Here is an 18,040-nt window from a genome sequence, read left to right on the forward strand (position 1 = left end):
ATTTCAATTCTAATGTCAATAGTATGCGGTAAAAAATAACAATAATAAATAACAATCATGAACAAATAGACGCAAGCTTTGCACTAAGCATTTTATTTTCGATATAGTCCATCCGCCTTTCACAAATTTCAGCTGGCACACGGAACGTTTCCTGCATTTCATATACGATGAAGTCGCGTTTTTGTGAAAAATCGATATATGTAAGCATATGATAAGGGATCGCAGCGAATAACGTAAATCGCTTTGTTTGTGATTCTTGAAAGTATCTGAATGAGTCCGCCATTTTCGATTGATCGCCGACGTGCAAAAACAAATGCCCGACTTCATGAAAAAATACTTCACGGCGCTTGAGCAATTCTAAATCGTTGTGAAGCCCTACAATTTTCAAGTCGTCGCAGTATTCCGCAAACGATCCGAATTTTGACTCGACAAGCAAAATATCGAATTTCCTTGCGATATACTCTTCATCGAGCTGGGAAGGATAGATGATCCCGTTTTGCTGATATGCTTCCGAGATACGCTTTTCTAAGTCGCAAGGCTTATATAAGTACATTCCACCTCATCCCCCACAAGTTTTTTTCTTTTATTATACAAACATACGTTCTTATTTAAAAGAAAAAGAAAAATCCCTAAGTTTGACTAAAAGGGATTTTATTTTTTCGCAGCTGCCGCCTGGCGTTTAACTACTTCACGTTCTTTCCAAGCTACAATCTTGTTCTCAACAAATTCAATTGCAAAACAGTCGATATGATGTGTATCAGCTTCGGCAAGTGAGGCATTGGTATATGTTGTAGTAGCAATAAACCACCCTTTTATGCAACGATGATTACGTTTTGCCCCAACTAATTCGCGAATCTCTTTAACTGTAATTTGTCTTCCTGAATTTATATAGTGTTTGCATTGTACAGCGATTTTAAATTTTTCTTTCTTGTCTGTAAGAATTAAGTCAACCCCCTTGTCTTGTGCAGGAGGGGTGATTTCTGGATTGTAGCCCATTGCTTTGAAATATAAATAACAAAGCCGTTCAAATTCATAACCGTTTAGATCGCGTAACGGTAGAGAAATGATTTCATCATCCGATCGGACACCATATTTCTTTTTGTTCCCATTTAATGAGTTCTTAGCTGTTGATTTCTTTGTTGAAGCACTTTTCCGAGGAGTGTTTTTCTTTGGAGATTTTTTAGCTGGAAGCATTCTTTCAACTAAGGCAGGGATGACGATTATTCCAAACAATAACGTTCCCAAAAAAGCATATACGTTAGCGAACTTAGAATAGTTCAGCAGGATTACAGCGAGAAACGCGAATCCCACTAAACCAGCAATAAGTTGCCTCTCTTTTTTACCCATTTGTTTTCTCCTTTTCTTGTCGTGCTTTCCACTTAATGAATTCAATATGCTTCTTAATTTCCTCGATCTCTTGTTCTGTCAATCCGTCCATGTCGAAAAAGAAAAGGTTTCTACCTTCTTTACTATCGATGGTTTCATGTGGATTATCAGTCCGACCATAAAGATAATCTATTGACACTCCGAAAAAATCAGCGAATTTAGCTATTAATTCGATGTCTGGTGTTCTTGATCCGTTTTCATATCCTGAAATTGTTGATTCGGCAAGCGAAAAAATCTTTCCAAATTCTTTTTGACTAAGTTTTTTTTGTGAGCGCAATTTTCTTAATCGTTCTCCAAATTTTTGATTCATGACAATCCCCCTATCATTTCAAAAAATATTATACCTTTGCAAAACGCAAACAAAAATATTTTTTAAAAAACTTTACAAAACGCGTTGACACTTTGCGTTTTGTGAAGTAATATAATAATTGAACAACGCAATACGCAAAGTAATATTGGAGGTGAAAGTAATGAACTTGCTAAAAGAAGCCAGAATTGCGGCTGGTTTAAGCATTGAAAAAGCCGCAGAGAAACTCAATATTTCGGCTGGATATCTTTCGCAAATTGAAAATGGACATCGACATGTGAGCGCAGAACGCGCAGAACAGATTGCAAAACTGTACAAAAAGCGTAAAGATGAAATTTTTTTACCTTCTCGCTACGCAGTACGCGAAGTTTCATCTAATCCAGCTTGAAAAAGAAGGTGATCTTTTTGCAAAAATTCAAACGGGTATGGAACAGCCTAAACGGAAAGTATCGCGTTGTCGGTATACAGTTTCATGATGAGATAACGGCAACGATTTTCGTTCAAGTGCAAGGGCGGAAAACATCGTTGACGTATAACATGCGCACAAAAGAAAAGCTTCCAAAATACGTTGTTGATGCATGTGAATCAATCAAACAAGAACTTACATTTCTTTGTAATCATTGTAAATCAAACTAAATATCGAAAGAAGGTGTCAAAATGCTCAAAAAAGGGTTTTATCTCGAAGAAATCGACAAGAAAAATAAAGCTTTATTGTGTATTGATTACATGCTTGAAGCGATTTTTAACAAAGATTATGAAACGGCAGAAATCGAAGCGAGAGAATTTTTAGCAGTAATTACAATGCTCAAAGAAATTGAGGTTAAAAAAAAGCGTCGTGCAGAGCTTGAGAAATTAATTACTGAAATGAAGGAGCGAGGAATAAAGATCGATTTCGCGACGAGAGTACATGCCTAGTTAGGAGGGATTGGGGGTGAAGATCACCGTTGTAAAAGGACCGTTGTTCAGCCAAGTGGAGAAAGAAGTGTATGCGTATTTGGCCAAAGTGCTTCCAGAACAATACGAAAAAGTAAAAGGAAGCGAAAACAATGAGAAAGCGTCATAAAAAAAAGCAGCAAGTGCGGCAACACTTACTGCAAGGCACAGAAAAAACATTCTTACTGAAAATATAGCACGTTTCGCGACATTTTTCCATATTCGGTTCTCCAAAAGAGAGCCTCGTAATTCAAAAAAAGGCGGTGTTTTCAATGAAAAAAGCAGCAAATGAAAATCCGATGGAAAAATACGTTCCTGTGGTCATGCGGTGGATTGAAGATACGTTTGATATGAGTGCAATTCAAGTCGAAGATTTTTCGGTTTTTCCTGCTGGTAAACTCATTCGCGACGAAAACGGGCACACAATGGTTGTTTTCTATGACATTTGGACAGAACAAGTCAAATATACATTTCCGACTGGAAAGTGAGGAACGAAAATGCAAGCAGCTATGGACATTCAAACAGGGCTTGAACGGCTTTTTCCGTCTGCGAAAAAGCCGTTGAAAATCATTCGTCTAATCGGCTATTCGCGCATGAATACGGAAAATGATCCGAACAAAGCATATAGCGTTGCAAAACGTCCGTGCATGAAAGGCTGGCAAGATCTAAATCGTCCAGGCATGACAGAAGGCGAGATTCGCTCCTGGTTGCGCCAAAAAGGTTGGACAGGTCTTGTTATTCCAGACGGGTATGACGTAATTGACATCGATGAACAGACAGAAGGGGAGCTAATTTTTAAGGCGCTTTTGAGCGAAGGATACAAATTTCATGCGATTCGAACAATACGAGGCTTTCAATTTTTCTTTCGCTCGACAGGAAATATCAAAGGACAAGACGCGACAGTGCTCATGGCTGGCGGCTTTGTCGGCGACTATCGTCTTTCCGGACGCGGTCAAGTCGTTCTTCCAAGCGAAAATACAGGCGGACGCGAATGGGTACATATTGCAGACGGGGAACTTTCGCCGATGCCGATCTATTTTGAGCGATTAAAAAAGATTGATAAAACGCAACGTCCTTTTCCGATTCCGATGCACGAGGGAGGACGGAACAACGCACTATATGCGCATTGCTGCCGTCTTGTCGAATTTGGTTATACACCAGAACAAGTTTCCGAGATTGCTAGTTTCCTAAATCAATATTTTTTTCTTCCTCCGTTAGACCAGCGTGAATTTGCAAGCACACTGAACAGCGCACTCAAGCATGAGCCAAGTGGAACAAACTATTCTTCTCCGCCACCGATGACTTTCCCAGCACGAAAAGAAGGAGAGTCGAAAAAGTTCAACTTGACCGAAATGGGGAATGCTGAACGTCTTGTTGCTCGAAATGGACAAAATTTGCGCTATTGTGTGGAGTTTGAGGAGTGGCTCATATGGGACGGAAAGACGTGGATTGAGGATAAAAAGAAACAAATTGAACGCATTGCGATTCGCACGTTTCGTGAAATGTACGCCGAAGCAGCGCACGAAGAAAACAACGATGCGCGAAATGAGTTGCTGAAATGGGCGAAAGCGAGTGAAAAAAGCTCCGTATTTTTGAATTCCATTGCGCGTGCAGAAGCGATGCTTCCAATCAGCCAGGAAGAACTCAACAGGGATAAGTTTTTGTTGAATTGCGCAAATGGAATCGTTGACTTGAGAACAGGTGAGCTTTTGCCACACGATCGCAAATATATGATGACGAAAAACACACATATTCCATACGATCCAAATGCAAAATGCCCGACATGGATTGCTTTTCTTGAATCCATCTTTCGCGATGGTGACGACGTAAAGCAAGACATTATTCATTTCCTTCAAAAAGCAATAGGATACGCATTGACAGGCGATATAAGCGAGCAAGTAGTGTTCTTCTTATGGGGAACAGGAAGGAACGGAAAATCGACGTTCATCAATACGGTGAAGGCTTTGCTTGGAGATTATGCGAAGCAAACGAACTCTAACACATTTACGGCGAAAATGAACGATTCGGGGATAAATAACGATATTGCACGTTTGCACGGTTCACGTTTTGTCTCAGCCGTCGAAAGCGAGGACGGCCAGCGTTTATCTGAATCGCTGATTAAACAGCTTACAGGCGGTGAGCCGATCACGGCGCGTTTTTTACGAAAAGAGTTTTTCGAGTTTGTGCCAGAGTTCAAAATCTTTTTCACCACAAACCATAAACCAATCATCAAGGGCGATGATGAAGGTATTTGGCGGCGTATTCGCCTTGTGCCATTCACTTACACGATTCCAAAAGAACAAGTGGACAAGCATCTCCCGGAAAAATTGATGAACGAGCTTCCTGGAATCTTGCGCTGGGCAGTCGAAGGGTGCTTGAAATGGCAAAAAGAAGGCTTAGGAGAGCCGGATGAGATTAAGAACGCAACGGATGAATACAAAGACGAAATGGACCTTCTCAGCAATTTCTTGAACGATTGCTGCGTCGTTCATCCAGGCGCAAAAGTGCAATTGAACGAGCTGTACAAAGAATATATCGACTGGTGCGAGGAAAACAGCGAGATTGCGATGAAAAAGCAAAAATTTTCGGCGCGTTTAGTGCTAAGAGGATTCGAAAAGCGGAAATCCACCGGAAACAAAACGTTCTTTTTCGGTATCGGTCTTTCAACCGAAAGTTACAAAGTTACCACTAGTTACTCAAATTCGGGTAAATCGCTTATAGGTGATACATTTACGGAAATACAGGAAAATAAGTCACTTGAGGTAACTGGTAACTTTGTTGAGGAAGAAATTTAGTTACAAAGTTACCATGAGTTACTCATTTCTAGGTAAATCTTATATATAGCGATATATAGGAAAATACCCTATTTTAAGTAACTCGAAGTAACTAGGTAACTTATAAGGAGGCTCTATATGTTATATAACATTTTTTGTGAAATAGATAATCTAAATATTCAAATAAAAATAAAAAACAAAAAACTAAGTTTGATATATGAAGAAGGCACATTGCCATTGGATTTAAAAAAACAAATTAAGCAACATAAGCAACAGATAATAAAGCGCTTGGAAGAAAATGAAATGGCGCGTGCAAAAGGTTTTCTCATCTATCGCTACGGTGAACTGTACGAGTATCGCTATGGCTTGGGTGCGTATTTGTTCATTGAACGCGAAGGAGATCTGGCGCTTGCATGGCGTGCGAACTACATGTTGGATGACAAGCAACCATACAAAATAAAAATACTTGCTGAGCGTGTTCCATTCGAAAAAGCGTTCCAAGAAGCAACCGATTTCATTGACTGGTTAAAACGACAAAAGGGAGGGAAAAAAGGTGCTTAAAAACATGATCGTGCCAACAAGTTTCATGATGATTTGTGTAGTGCTAGCAATGTATTCAGTAACTATTGTTAAAGATCAAATGGATCAAGTGATGATAATGAGCGCTTTGTTTGGATATGGAGCAGGATACTTTGTTTGTTCTTTCGGAAAAGAACTGGAAAAGAGGGATAAAGAGTGACAAAAACATTTAAGTCGTATTTACGTGAAGCAATAGAAGATGTAAAAGCAAAACGGATTGAGCAACTCATTCAACTAGGACGAGTAAAGATGGAAGACGATCGACAACTTTATGAGTTAACGATATCCGAATTAGAACATGAGTATCGATGCATGAAAGAAAAAAGAAGGTGAAATCATGATTTATCGTTTCTTTTGTGAAAAATGTAGTTTTGAGGTTTGGAGTATAAAAGTTATTCCTAAACTGAAATGTCAATGTGGTTTTTATGTGCTATGTGAAGAAAAGGAGGAGTGAAAAATGAGACTGGACATATACACTTGTTCATTGTGCGGTGAAGGATTTGCGGTTGAAGTGGATAAGCAGCCTATTGCTTGTCCACTTTGTGAATCAAAAATATTTGAATTTTCAAACAAAATCATCGGATCGAAAATAGAGCTTGATTATGATGAAATGGAGTGGTTTGAGGCTTATCTTCAAGATTTTTTGAAAGATGTTAGAGGTATAGAAAAATTCGAAAATATTTTCGATGAAATAATTGATGAAATTTGTAAGGAAAAATCAAAAGAGTATGCAAAAAATCCAGCTAACTGGGGTGCATGTTGCAAAATAAATGATGAGGAGGATTTGCCTTTTTAATAATGTGAAACTAAGGGGAGATGGGTGTGAAAAGTACATTAAAAGAAATTGCGGAATCAGTTTTACTTTCTTTCCTTTTTGCATTTTTAGCAGGCGCATTTTTGTACTTTTTCATTTCGAGATAGGAGGTGATCGGATGGCATATCTTTCACAAGTGAAATCAAACGGGAAGCAATACATTTATTTGTGTATGTATGTCGGCACGCAACAATATTCCACTCGAAAAGAGCGCCGCGTCTATTCATTCGGAGAATCAAAGAAAGCGCTTATTCGCATGAAACGCTGGAAAAGAAAATTCTCTGAGTTTCCGCGCGAGCTTCTCGATCTCGGATGCGGCATGAAAGAACTTGAAGAATGGATTCAAACAATAGAAACGGGCGTAACGAAAACAGGAAGGAAGTTCATGACAAGTGTGAAACGTGCTACGTTTTAAAGATGTTTATAACATCTACAAACTTTCACGCTACATGATCGATGAGTAACGAAAAGTTGTTTAGAGCTAAATTCTATAATCTACTCAAAATGAAATCGAGTGAAGAAAAACTCACTCGATTTTTTTCGTGATATGACCAAAATTTTTTGGTGATATGAAAACGACAAAATTCTCTGTACATTTGAATTGTGGAGGTGATATTCATGAATGAAACAGAAACTCAAAATGAAAATACTTCCAATGGCGATATACAAGATGTTCAACAGTATGTCGATTTACGATCGCATACGACAATTGAAACCCCAGAGGGAAACATTCATATCATTCATGAAATCACACTCGGCGAAATTGTCATGTCTGTTTTGATCGCGGCGACACTTATTTTTATGTTTTTAGAACGGATGATGAGGAGGTAGGGGAATGTATTCTCTTGTTTTCGCAACACCGAAGGACATTTTTGCGACGTACCTCATCATCATGACTTCCTGTATCGCCTCATTTCCAATTACGATGTTTTTTCTCTCGATCGTAAAAGGTGTGAAAAATAGATGGTGACGACTGGAACACTTGCAGCGTATGCCTTCAAGGCAGTTTTCGGGAATGCGGACGTGATGACAGGAATTGCAACATGGTCAATATTCTTAACCATCTTGTTTTTAACTATCGCCATTTATAGAGAGACAGGGAGGGAGTAATAATGTCAAGTATTGGTAATGTTTTTGATTGGGCGTTTTTTTGGGGCGTTTTTGGCTTTCTTTTGAAAACAGTTGCTCCCTTCATAATGTTGATTATAGCTATTGTGGCGGTAGGAATGCTTTTGCACGGTGTGATCGTAGCGATCAGATCGAGGTCGTGATACTATGCCGGAATTTCAGACATTTTTCACACCTGCACGGTTGGACGAGTTTTGGTACTACGTCAAGTGGTTACTTTTCTATGTAGCACCAGCAATTATGATTATGGCTGCGGCTGGAGCATTATCCATGTTCATTGCCATGATGAAAAAATCATTTGCAAATACAAAGCAAATTGACGAGAGCGAAAATAATGAGGACTACGAAATTCGAAGATACTAGGTTTTCAACTAGCGAATGCTAGTGAAATATAAAAAAATTTAAAGGGAGGAATTATACATGCCTGTTTTAGGAGATGCTATTGATTTATCAGGTCTTTCTTTACCATTCACTGTTTCAGATGTCATTGGAAGTGTGAACTCTTTACTTGGTTGGGTTGGACCATTCGTACTCTTGGCAATCGCATTAGGTTTTGCACCAAAAATTATTGCTTTTATCAAATCAATTTTCGGTCGCGCTGCATCGCGATAAGCAAGAACAAAGAAAAAGGAGGAGCGATCCTCCTTTTTCCATAGAAAGGGCGTGTCGTATTTTAGATGTTTAAGAAAATCAACATCATACTTTGTTTCTTGCTCCTTGTATCATTTTCCAAGCCTTTTTTTGCTTCAGCAGCAGGGGAGTTTGAAGTAATTGAAGTTTACGATCCGCAAAATTTAATCAGTACGCCGTTGCATTATAATCCGAACTATCATGGTATTGACGTTATTCTTGTTTATTTTTCTGGTACGAGCATTAAGAAAGTAAGGTTTTCAGATTATGTTGATTCCTCTTTTAGCAACCCGTTAAACACAAAGGTGAAAAACGCATCCGACTATGGTTGGAGCTACTTATCAGGTTTTTATTTTTCTTGTAACAGATATTATTTAGCCGAATTTTTTGGTGCGAGTGATAATTTACTCGTAAAAATAAAAATTAGTGTGACTGGTCTAGTCAATCCTACATGTGATTCATCTTCCTACGGAAATTATGAGGACATGGGTGGAAGTGATTCAAATTCATGCAATGCATGTGAACTTTTCTCTTGTCCAGGATGGAGCGATTATATGGGGAAACTCACAGAAATAAAAAACGCAATTCCTCCAGCGCCCAACTGGAATCAAGTCGCAACGATTTTTAGAGATACGATTGTACCTCAACTTGTTTCAGATATAGGGACACTATTTGGTCCAGCACCGAATATTCCTGCTGAGCCTGTGGAATTATCTGACCTCGATACTCGAGGAATAGGAAACAAAGTGCCAAGCATGCCTGATTCGGGGCTTGATACGTCGGGATTTACAAAAGGAAGAATCGAGAGCGAAGCGCCAATCATTGAAGAACGGGACGATCCAACAGGAGGCTGGGATATCACTGATCCGATTGGTACACTTCCGGACTTTCCAAGCATGCCAATCCCGGGAGAAACAGATCCAAAAGGCTGGGATGCAGGAAAACCGAAAGAAACAGACACGCAATTACCAGTACCAAAAGATCAAGATGGTACACCGGACATCGGCAATGCTCCAACACCAAACCAAAACAGCGATACACCTCCAAGTCCAGGCGACAATGGCGAAAACGCACCAATACCAAGCCAAGACGACGGCATACAAGGCTCAAAATACTACAAAAAACACCCTGATGATCCAGATGGAGGTGTGGGGGGATAATGAGATATATAATAATTTTATTTACTTTTTTCTTAACAGTTGCAGTTACTGAGAAAGCTTATGCTTTTGAAAATGGACTTCTTGAAGGAAAAAAAGCTACCTCTGATGCCTATTATTCATATGATCTTGATAAAATTACTGATAATGATTTGGATACATTTGGGTATATACATCAAGTATATTTTTCAGGTAAGTTTTATTTTGATCTTGATGATGAGAAAACAATCACTTCTGTTTTTTTGAAAATGAATAAAGATAGTGGTTTGGGTTACGAAATTATGTTCAAAGATAGAAATAATAATATTTTGAAAAAATTTTCCATTTCTGATTATGGTGATGGGAAAGAGACAATTTCGAGGAATGGTTTCACATCAATATCACCAATTAATTACGTAAAAAAAATAGAGATACATTTTTTTTACGTTAACTTAGTGCCTCAGGATCATATAAAGATATATGAGTTTGACGTTTATGATTCTCCACCTTTTGACGAAGATCCACCAAGTGACGTAGTTGACTTGAGGTTCTTAGCTTCAGATAGTGCTATTTCTATTTTTTTTAGTACACCTAATGATGTAGATTTCGCAGGAACAAAAATATACTTAAACGATGTTTTAGTAGCGACTTTAGATAAAACGAAAACATCATATTCTTTTGCTGATTTAATTCCCAACACAACATATACGATTAAGATAACTACATTTGATGAAACCGGAAATGAATCGAACGGTGTCACAACAACGGTGAAAACAAAAATTCCGATTGTTAGCGATGTCACCGATCTACAAGCCGACGCAAAATACGACCGTGTCAGACTGTCTTGGACACGACCGAATAGTGAGTTTTTCTCGCATGCTAAAATTTATCGAAAGAAGGTCGAACAAAAATCATTTTGGGATCAAATATTCGGCACGACATCTGTTTCCGCCGAAACCACATCGGATGGCTATACGCCGATGTTCGAAACGAACGGAACGTACTGGACAGACTTGACCGTCACGCCGGACACGACATATTCGTACAAGGTGACATCGGTCAATATTGAAGGGAACGAGTCGCAAGGGGTAACGATTGAAACGACAACACCGTCCGAGCCTGTTCCGGTCTTAACTGGCGTGGCGACAACGCAAAACGAAAACGGCGACTATGTCGTCACATGGACAAGCCCGGCGAGAGGAACAGTGAAGCTGCTAATTGAAGGACGAGAATATGCACAGGTAGATGCAGCAACAAAACAAATCGTAATAAAAAAAGAAGATATGAAAACAGACTTTTTTGGAGCATATGCTGCGACACTTATTCCTATTGGTGAATATGGAACGAAAGGACAAGCCGTTAATGTCCCAAGTTTAGGAGGAAAAATTGACTTTCCTTTAAGCTTTCAAGATTTTATGGAAACAGTAGTGAGTATTCTAGCATGGGTAGCACCGTTTTTACTTTTATCCTTTGTGTTCATTTTTTGGAGACCAATTTTCAACTTTTTTAGGAAATCATTTGCTAAGGGAGGGCGTGTAAAACAATGAATTTCAGCATATTACAAGCTGTAATGGAAATAATTTTTCAACGGTACATGGTGTATCTCACGCCTGCCCTATTTCTTTTTGTTGTAGTGTTATTTTCAGATCGCCTCGTCACTTTTTTATATGATGCTTTTAGACGTAGCAGGTGGTAATGATGATGTTTGTTGTAGGTGGAATTTTAACAGATGCATTTGGAAGGCTCTTTGATGTTATATGGGGCGGTATAAAATGGATCGGGCGATTGTTAAAAAGACTGTTTCAAGGGCTTGTTGACTTGTTCATCGGTTTTTTTGAAGTTATTTACGCATTGATCGATGGGCTGTTGTATTTTCTCTACAAAATTGGTGTCCTAGCAGTCAAGCTTTTCCTCTTGTTTTTTGAACTTGCGAAAATGATTGTCTCCCTTTTTGTTGGTTTTGGTCGTACACTAGCAAGTCTTGTATACGTCCCGCGGAGTGGAAGTGGAAATGGATATTCAGAAATGCTTGGAAAAATCTTTACCGCAATGCAGCCACTAAAACTTGAACCGATCGCGTATATATTGCTTTTTATCCTTTGGATGTTTACGGCGGTTGCGGCGATTAAACTGCTATCGTCCATTCGGATAGGAGGGGAATAATGGGGATCAAAGAGCAAATTCGAAGTTTCATAGACAAGATTTTCAATCCTCCTATCACGTTTCTTGACATGGCGATAGATAAATTGCGTGCAGTCGGACAAATAACGGCGCAAGGGCTGAATATCGGAAAATATTTAGCGATTTTCGGTGACATGCCGACCGCGTGGCAACTTGTCATTTCCTCTGCGCTGATGTCGGTCGTCATACTCGGCTCGTTGCTTATTTTCCGATCTGTTATGCGGCTCTATTATTCTTTGAAAGAAGGTGTGAAATGGTGGTAGACGCATTTTTCTACATGTTTACGTTAGGTGCTGGGGCGGCAAGTGGCGTTGGCGTTGTGGCATTTTTCGGTTGGAAGCTTGTCCAGTTTTCAAATAGAAAGAAAAAACCAAGAAAGGCGGTCATCTAATGGCACTCTTCAAACGAAAAGAAAAAGATGAGTTTTTTCCAGAAACAAACGACATTCTCATAGTGTTCGACGACGAACAAAAAACAAGCGACATTCAACGTATCGATGAAATTCGCGACAATGCAATATATGTAATCGGAAAATACTGTATTCCAATTCACGACTGCGAGGTAACGACAGGTATCGAAGGACGACATTTTTTCTATCGTGCGCCGTCGCGTTCTGTCCAGGAAACAAAACGGCTTGCGGAGCTTGAGAAAAGCATTGTATTACGGCAAATAACGTCGTATCGCCAGCCAGAGACACCGAATCAGTTGGACATCACGAAAATACTCCTCTTTGGACTTGTGTTTTTCGCTTTCATTGTGATGGGAATTTCAAGTTGTAGTGGAGGAGGAGCATAATGCAAGGAACAAGCAATGCTGAAAAGTTACAAAGCGTTATTTCCGATGACTTGTTTCCGCAAGTGCAGCACATATCGGACGTAAAACAAGTCCTCGAAGAAATGACGACAAAAGCGCAGGAACTGCAAGAATGGCAAATTAAAGCGATTTTGTTGCTCGAAAGTCTATCAAAAAATGAATATCTACACGGGGATAGCGATCCATATCGCGAAATCATTAATTTTATTATGCAAGGAAAGGTGCTTGTCGCTGATCCGCAATACTACATCGACACGATCGAGGCGCTGATTCCGAAACCGCCAAAGCCGGTCATTGTCGCGCCGAATGGCGTTGAGAAGGGAGGAAAACGGTAATGGCACATCATTTCTTCATACAAGGTCCGTTAGGAGCTGGGAAAACGTTGATGATGTCCCTGTTTGCTCACTATTGGCGTGAAAAAGTGCGTGCTCGCGGCGGTGATATTCAACTTTTTTCAAACTATGGCTTGAAGGATTCAATTCCTTTGGAGCACTATACAGACTGGTATAAAGTAGCTGAGGCTCAAGGAAGCATATGCTGCTGGGACGAAGCGCAAATGGCATTTTCAAACCGCAAATGGTCGAAATACGGCGCGACGATTGCAACGGAAGTCATGATGTTCACGAGAAAGATGAAAAGTGTGCAAATATATTGTTCTCCAAGCATAAACAACGTTGACAGTCGTATCCGGCAGATCGTCGAGGTTCTGATTAATGTGAGAAAAATTGGTGATCGCGGCTTTGCAATTCATTTTATGGATTATCAAACGGGCGAGTTTATGCATCGGCAATTTCTCCCGATGTGGAAGGCGAAGAAGATATTTAAGTTAGGACTCTATGATACCGACACAATGGTGCTAGGCTTCCCGTTGCCGTCTACTGAACGGGAAGGAAACGAGTTTTTCGAAACGCTTGAGGAAATACACGATAAAGCGCGTGGAACAGTTAGGAGGGCTGCCCATGAATTACTCACTGGTGCCGCAGCACTATAAAGAAAAAGATCCGCGTACATTGTTATACCATTTTCCGTCCATTCCAGCCGTGAAATTCGCAAAAATCACGCAGAAATTCTATTTTTTCAAGCAGCTTGAAATCGCGCAAGACATCGTAAATCGCATGGGCTATATTTTACTTCCGTCCGTCTGTATGCACTGGGAACGCGTGAAACAGTTTGCTGACCGGCGAATCCGTATCGGAAGAAATTCGTTTTTTATGATGAAAATTGAAGAACTTACAGAAAAGGAAAAAGAGAAGTTGAATGAATATGTATCTGAAATAAGATTGGAGGAAAAAAAAACATGCAACTAACTAATGATGAATTAGCTATGCTCATTTTGCATATGAGTATTATGCGTAAAGAAATTAAAAAGGCGTTAAAGCGTAATTATGGATTTTTAGAAGGAAAGAAAAAAATGAATGTGTATGATTCGATTTTAGACAAAATTACATCGTTTAACGAAAAGAAACTAGTACATGATATTTCGCTAGATGACGATGAATTGGGCATGTTACATGCGTTTTTGTCATCATACACAGTTGAAATTGAGCGGCAGGCTCAAAAAGAAAAAATGAATGTGTCAAGTAGCGAAGTATTTCAATTATTAAACGATATTTTATGCAAAGTTGAGGGAATGCAAATTGCAAAAATGCATTGATGAGCTAATAAGGGAATATTATCGTAAACAATATATACTTTCAGAAGCAAAACGGAATGGGAATAAGTTCCTTGCATACATTTATGCGCAAGAGATTGAAGAAATTAAGCGTATTTGTTTTGAAAAATACAAAATCATCATCGATTAAGAACAGATAGCATGCTTGTACATGTTATCTGTTTTTTTTCATTTGTACAACCAGTTGTTGCATATCTTCAATCAAGGGAGGTATGCGCGATGAATGTACGGGTTATAAAAGGAAAGCATACTGACAACAATATTCAAGCCTGCTATCATTATTTAGTGAAGATATATAGAAGGGAGATAGCAAAGAATGAAGGCTATCTACGCAAGGGTATCGACGGAGGAATCGGCACAGAAAGGATATTCAATTGCTCATCAGATCGAAGAAGCTAAGAAAAAGGCGAAAACGGACGATGTAATGATATACAAAGATGAAGGCTTTTCCGGCGAGTTTCTTGAGCGTCCAGGGCTGGAACGCTTGCGAAATGATATACGAAACGGAGTGATCGATACTGTCATTGTGTACGATCCCGATCGGCTGGCGCGTAATCTCATGCATCAGTTGCTGCTAGATGATGAGTTTCGCAAATACAATGTTGAAATGTTGTTTGTCAATGGTGAGTATGCAAACACGCCGGAAGGGAAGTTGTTTTTTTCGATGCGCGGAGCTATTTCCGAGTTCGAAAAGGCTAAAATTCGCGAACGAACGATGGCAGGGCGAAAAAGAAAAGCAAAAGAAGGGAAAGTAGTAAAAAACGATAAAATATATGGCTATGATTATGACAAAAAAACAGGTCAACTTATCGTAAACGAAAGTGAAGCTGAAATCGTCCGTTTTATATTTGATAGCTTTACGCAAGGTCGATTTAAAGGCATAAACGGAATTGCATTGCATTTAACTGAACGAAATATACCAACAAAAATGGGGAAATCAGTGTGGCATCGGCAAGTGGTACGGCAAATATTGATGAATGAAACGTACATGGGAAAAAAGCCACAAAACAAGTGGAATACAGAAGGCATGCTGGCGAATAAATATCGCAATGAAAAAGTGCCGATGCGCTTGCGGAGCAAAGATGAATGGATCTATGTGGATGTTCCGGCAATTGTTTCAGAAGAGCAATTTCAGCAAGCGCAAATGCTGCTAGAACAAGCGAGAAGGCGCTATACAAAATCATCCAAGCGCAAATATTTGCTTTCAGGTCTGATACGTTGCGCACAGTGTGGAAATACAATGACTGGACGATACGCAAAGAATTGGGGGAAGTATTTTCGGGAATATACAGATGTAAAAAATACAGCTGGTGCAAAATATCCTGGCTGTGGAATGGTCGTTCGTGCGGACGAAATCGAACATGAGGTATGGACATATTTACTTGATCTATTCAACCATCCAGAACGAATACAAGAGTTCCAACCGGTCGCTGACGCTGAAAATAGCTATGAAAAGAAAGAACTAGAAAGGCTAGAAAAAGAGATTGACCGAGCGCGGAAAGGACGTAAACGCCTGCTGTCGCTTGTCACAATGTCCGATGACGATGAACTCGATCTTGAAGAAGTGAAAGAGGAAATACGAAACTTGCAGCAACGTGAAAAAGAGCTGATTGAACAATACAATCAGCTGGAACAACAACTAAAAGAAATACAAGAAAGCAAGCCGAACGAACACATTTTGCAAGCAGCAATCGACTTTTTCTTGAATCACAAAGAACAACTTGACTTTGAAATTAAACAAACGCTGATCCGTAAAGTTGTTAAAGAGATTCGTGTTATTGATAAAGAAAATATCGAGATTCATTTGTTTTAGACGCCTGCTTGGGCGTCTCTTTATTTGATGTTTTCTTTGTGATGTGTTGAGAAGAGGGATTCAATACTTGTCGTTGTCGAAATATGTCTATCGAATGATGTTGGAAAAATTATATTTTATCTGTATATTAGGAAGCGGATTCATTCATTGTAGCTAAGCTTATGTAAAAATTCCATAAATATAAGAAAGTGAGGGGTATAGGTGAGGTCAATTAATTTACAGTCATTTTGTCAAGCCTATAGAAGTTTATCATTTGAAGAATTCAAGAAATATATGAGCGTTTTTGGATTCGAATTGAATAGAACAAAAGAGATTGAAGACATATGTCTCTTTGTCGATGCTTTGTATAGTGAACTGAAATCTTGCGAGAAGCTAGATGGATTTTATATTGGATATAAAATTCCACAAATACCTAAAGAATTTGACTTATTGAGATTAGGAAGTAACTTTTGCTTGAATATTGAAATAAAGAGTACGAGTGAAACTGATAAGATCGAAAAACAGCTTAGAAGAAATGCCTATTATTTAAAAGCGATAAATAGTGAAGTTCGTGTCTTTACTTTTGTTGTAGATAATCAGACGGTTTATACTATAGACAATGAGGGGAGATTGTTAGAATCAAGCTTACATAAATTGGTTGATTATATATTCGAACAGAATGTAGAGAAAGTAGTATGTTTAGATAATATTTTTGCACCTAAGCAATACTTAGTTTCTCCGTTAAATTCTACACAGAAGTTTATAGACGGTGATTACTTTTTGACTAGTGCTCAAGAAGAGATTAAGGAAAATGTTATATCTTTGTTAAATAAGGGTGAAACAAAGTTTATCCTGATCAAAGGTAAACCAGGGACGGGAAAGACTCTGTTGACTTATGACATCGCAAATGAATACATTAGACAAGGACAAAAGGTCGTTATTGTTCACAATGGGATATTATCAGAAGGACATGAGATTTTAAAGAATCAGCATGGATGGATATTATACTCTATAAAACAATTTTATGAAAATCATGCCAACGTTATTAAAGAAAATGATGTTATTATTTTTGATGAAGCACAGAGGACTTATACCTATCAGATTAGTGAAATATTAGGTTGTATAAATAACCAATCTAAAAAGTGTATTTTATCTTTTGATCCAGAACAATATCTATCTAATTCTGAGAATAAAGGTGAATTAATTAGATATTTACAATCAAATGGAATTGCATATAAGGAATTCAAATTGACTGATAAGATCCGTACAAATAAAGAATTAAGTAATTTTATATTAAAATTATTTGATAGAAACAGAGAAATTGGAGTTAAAAATGTAACATTTAGCAATGTACATATTCAATATTTTAGCGAAGCAAAGGATGTTGAAAAGTACTTGCTAAATCTTCAACGTGATGGGTGGAAAGTACTTTCATATACCCCCTCGAATTATTATCAATTACCTTATGATAGCTATCAAGCAGGATTCGAGCTTAATGCTCATAGGGTGATAGGACAGGAATTCGATAAAGTGGCAGTAGTTATTGATAATTATTTCTATTACAATGAAGAGGGGAAACTTTTAGCATGCCAGCCGAACGGATCCCCTTACAGTTTATTAAAAATGTTGTATCAAAATGTTACAAGGGCACGAGAGTCTCTACATATTGTGATTTATAAAAATTCTTCTTTACTTGAAGCGTGTCTACAAATAATTAACGGGCGAGAAGAGCCTTTAATAGCGGTTGGGGTTTAACCTCAACTGCTATTAGTGTGACAAGGTGAATACACTCATAATATGTTGCCTAGCGTCATGAACAGTGAGATAGATTATCATTGAATGTGCTAAGGATTTTTTTACATTTATTAACGCATACTATTGTAATAAGTATTTCA

Annotated in this window: 30 protein-coding genes; 27 read left to right on the forward strand and 3 right to left on the reverse strand. The window is 38.6% G+C overall.

Annotated elements, in window-relative coordinates; all coding sequences use genetic code 11:
• Positions 1–55: 55 nt before the first annotated feature.
• The 3 genes from LH47_RS11405 to LH47_RS11415 form a co-directional block, all read right to left on the reverse strand.
• Complete coding sequence (locus tag LH47_RS11405) at positions 56–553, reverse strand: ImmA/IrrE family metallo-endopeptidase (protein WP_032100142.1); 498 nt, start codon at positions 551–553, stop codon at positions 56–58.
• 98 nt (positions 554–651) lie between these two features.
• Positions 652–1,347, reverse strand: a complete 696-nt coding sequence (locus tag LH47_RS11410; protein WP_043967615.1) for a restriction endonuclease — start codon at positions 1,345–1,347, stop codon at positions 652–654.
• A complete protein-coding gene (locus LH47_RS11415; protein WP_043967616.1) occupies positions 1,340–1,696 on the reverse strand; it encodes a helix-turn-helix domain-containing protein in 357 nt (118 codons plus the stop codon). The genes LH47_RS11410 and LH47_RS11415 overlap by 8 nt, the downstream gene beginning before the upstream one ends.
• Before the next feature lie 160 nt (positions 1,697–1,856).
• Between LH47_RS11415 and LH47_RS11420 the strand changes: the two genes are divergently transcribed.
• The 27 genes from LH47_RS11420 (at position 1,857) to LH47_RS11535 (ending at position 17,900) form a co-directional block, all read left to right on the forward strand.
• Positions 1,857–2,081, forward strand: a complete 225-nt coding sequence (locus tag LH47_RS11420) for a helix-turn-helix transcriptional regulator (protein WP_043967617.1) — start codon at positions 1,857–1,859, stop codon at positions 2,079–2,081.
• An 8-nt stretch (positions 2,082–2,089) separates the two neighbouring features.
• Positions 2,090–2,329 carry a hypothetical protein gene (locus tag LH47_RS11425; protein WP_043967619.1) on the forward strand — a complete coding sequence of 80 codons (240 nt, stop codon included), beginning with the start codon at positions 2,090–2,092 and terminating at the stop codon, positions 2,327–2,329.
• 21 nt (positions 2,330–2,350) lie between these two features.
• Complete coding sequence (locus LH47_RS11430) at positions 2,351–2,608, forward strand: hypothetical protein (protein WP_043967621.1); 258 nt, start codon at positions 2,351–2,353, stop codon at positions 2,606–2,608.
• Positions 2,609–2,624: 16 nt separating this feature from the next.
• Positions 2,625–2,756: a hypothetical protein gene (locus LH47_RS17115; protein WP_255573357.1), complete on the forward strand. Its 132-nt coding sequence runs from the start codon at positions 2,625–2,627 to the stop codon at positions 2,754–2,756.
• Between the two features lie 142 nt (positions 2,757–2,898).
• On the forward strand, positions 2,899–3,114 hold the full coding sequence (locus LH47_RS11435; RefSeq protein ID WP_235341121.1) for a hypothetical protein: 216 nt from the start codon (positions 2,899–2,901) through the stop codon (positions 3,112–3,114).
• 9 nt (positions 3,115–3,123) lie between these two features.
• Positions 3,124–5,421 (forward strand): phage/plasmid primase, P4 family, encoded by a 2,298-nt coding sequence (locus LH47_RS11440; RefSeq protein WP_043967623.1) that lies wholly within the window; start codon positions 3,124–3,126, stop codon positions 5,419–5,421.
• Between the two features lie 117 nt (positions 5,422–5,538).
• Positions 5,539–5,961, forward strand: coding sequence for a TubC N-terminal docking domain-related protein (locus LH47_RS11445; protein ID WP_043967625.1), 423 nt, complete (start codon positions 5,539–5,541; stop codon positions 5,959–5,961).
• 4 nt (positions 5,962–5,965) lie between these two features.
• Positions 5,966–6,139 (forward strand): hypothetical protein, encoded by a 174-nt coding sequence (locus tag LH47_RS16380; protein ID WP_161792578.1) that lies wholly within the window; start codon positions 5,966–5,968, stop codon positions 6,137–6,139.
• Positions 6,136–6,312 (forward strand): Fur-regulated basic protein FbpA, encoded by a 177-nt coding sequence (locus tag LH47_RS15380; RefSeq protein WP_084221322.1) that lies wholly within the window; start codon positions 6,136–6,138, stop codon positions 6,310–6,312. The genes LH47_RS16380 and LH47_RS15380 overlap by 4 nt, the downstream gene beginning before the upstream one ends.
• A gap of 124 nt (positions 6,313–6,436) precedes the next feature.
• Complete coding sequence (locus LH47_RS11455) at positions 6,437–6,775, forward strand: hypothetical protein (RefSeq protein ID WP_043967628.1); 339 nt, start codon at positions 6,437–6,439, stop codon at positions 6,773–6,775.
• Positions 6,776–6,911: 136 nt separating this feature from the next.
• Positions 6,912–7,208, forward strand: coding sequence for a hypothetical protein (locus tag LH47_RS11460; protein WP_043967630.1), 297 nt, complete (start codon positions 6,912–6,914; stop codon positions 7,206–7,208).
• 203 nt (positions 7,209–7,411) lie between these two features.
• Complete coding sequence (locus LH47_RS11465) at positions 7,412–7,624, forward strand: hypothetical protein (protein ID WP_043967631.1); 213 nt, start codon at positions 7,412–7,414, stop codon at positions 7,622–7,624.
• Between the two features lie 281 nt (positions 7,625–7,905).
• Positions 7,906–8,064, forward strand: coding sequence for a hypothetical protein (locus LH47_RS11470; protein WP_012574467.1), 159 nt, complete (start codon positions 7,906–7,908; stop codon positions 8,062–8,064).
• A 4-nt stretch (positions 8,065–8,068) separates the two neighbouring features.
• On the forward strand, positions 8,069–8,284 hold the full coding sequence (locus LH47_RS11475) for a hypothetical protein (protein ID WP_043967634.1): 216 nt from the start codon (positions 8,069–8,071) through the stop codon (positions 8,282–8,284).
• Between the two features lie 57 nt (positions 8,285–8,341).
• Complete coding sequence (locus LH47_RS11480; RefSeq protein WP_043967637.1) at positions 8,342–8,533, forward strand: hypothetical protein; 192 nt, start codon at positions 8,342–8,344, stop codon at positions 8,531–8,533.
• A 65-nt stretch (positions 8,534–8,598) separates the two neighbouring features.
• Positions 8,599–9,711: a hypothetical protein gene (locus LH47_RS11485; protein WP_043967639.1), complete on the forward strand. Its 1,113-nt coding sequence runs from the start codon at positions 8,599–8,601 to the stop codon at positions 9,709–9,711.
• The gene (locus LH47_RS11490) at positions 9,711–11,234 is read left to right on the forward strand and encodes a fibronectin type III domain-containing protein (protein WP_043967641.1); all 1,524 of its coding nucleotides are present in this window, start codon (positions 9,711–9,713) and stop codon (positions 11,232–11,234) included. Before LH47_RS11485 ends, LH47_RS11490 begins: the two co-directional genes overlap by 1 nt.
• A gap of 148 nt (positions 11,235–11,382) precedes the next feature.
• A complete protein-coding gene (locus LH47_RS11495; RefSeq protein ID WP_043967644.1) occupies positions 11,383–11,850 on the forward strand; it encodes a hypothetical protein in 468 nt (155 codons plus the stop codon).
• The gene (locus tag LH47_RS11500; RefSeq protein WP_043967646.1) at positions 11,850–12,131 is read left to right on the forward strand and encodes a hypothetical protein; all 282 of its coding nucleotides are present in this window, start codon (positions 11,850–11,852) and stop codon (positions 12,129–12,131) included. Before LH47_RS11495 ends, LH47_RS11500 begins: the two co-directional genes overlap by 1 nt.
• Entirely contained in the window at positions 12,122–12,259 is a 138-nt protein-coding gene (locus LH47_RS16495; RefSeq protein ID WP_167333783.1) for a hypothetical protein, read from the forward strand. Before LH47_RS11500 ends, LH47_RS16495 begins: the two co-directional genes overlap by 10 nt.
• The gene (locus LH47_RS11505) at positions 12,259–12,663 is read left to right on the forward strand and encodes a hypothetical protein (protein ID WP_043967648.1); all 405 of its coding nucleotides are present in this window, start codon (positions 12,259–12,261) and stop codon (positions 12,661–12,663) included. Before LH47_RS16495 ends, LH47_RS11505 begins: the two co-directional genes overlap by 1 nt.
• Entirely contained in the window at positions 12,663–13,016 is a 354-nt protein-coding gene (locus LH47_RS11510) for a hypothetical protein (RefSeq protein WP_043967649.1), read from the forward strand. Before LH47_RS11505 ends, LH47_RS11510 begins: the two co-directional genes overlap by 1 nt.
• On the forward strand, positions 13,016–13,672 hold the full coding sequence (locus LH47_RS11515) for an ATPase (protein ID WP_043967651.1): 657 nt from the start codon (positions 13,016–13,018) through the stop codon (positions 13,670–13,672). The genes LH47_RS11510 and LH47_RS11515 overlap by 1 nt, the downstream gene beginning before the upstream one ends.
• Positions 13,641–13,988 carry a hypothetical protein gene (locus LH47_RS11520; protein ID WP_043967653.1) on the forward strand — a complete coding sequence of 116 codons (348 nt, stop codon included), beginning with the start codon at positions 13,641–13,643 and terminating at the stop codon, positions 13,986–13,988. Before LH47_RS11515 ends, LH47_RS11520 begins: the two co-directional genes overlap by 32 nt.
• Positions 13,979–14,335 (forward strand): hypothetical protein, encoded by a 357-nt coding sequence (locus LH47_RS11525; RefSeq protein ID WP_043967654.1) that lies wholly within the window; start codon positions 13,979–13,981, stop codon positions 14,333–14,335. Before LH47_RS11520 ends, LH47_RS11525 begins: the two co-directional genes overlap by 10 nt.
• Positions 14,336–14,669: 334 nt before the next feature.
• Positions 14,670–16,166 (forward strand): recombinase family protein, encoded by a 1,497-nt coding sequence (locus LH47_RS11530; protein WP_043967656.1) that lies wholly within the window; start codon positions 14,670–14,672, stop codon positions 16,164–16,166.
• 201 nt (positions 16,167–16,367) lie between these two features.
• Positions 16,368–17,900 carry a DNA/RNA helicase domain-containing protein gene (locus tag LH47_RS11535; protein WP_052585044.1) on the forward strand — a complete coding sequence of 511 codons (1,533 nt, stop codon included), beginning with the start codon at positions 16,368–16,370 and terminating at the stop codon, positions 17,898–17,900.
• Positions 17,901–18,040: the final 140 nt, after the last annotated feature.

It is taken from the genome of Anoxybacillus thermarum (assembly GCF_000836725.1).
Lineage (GTDB): Bacteria > Bacillota > Bacilli > Bacillales > Anoxybacillaceae > Anoxybacillus > Anoxybacillus thermarum.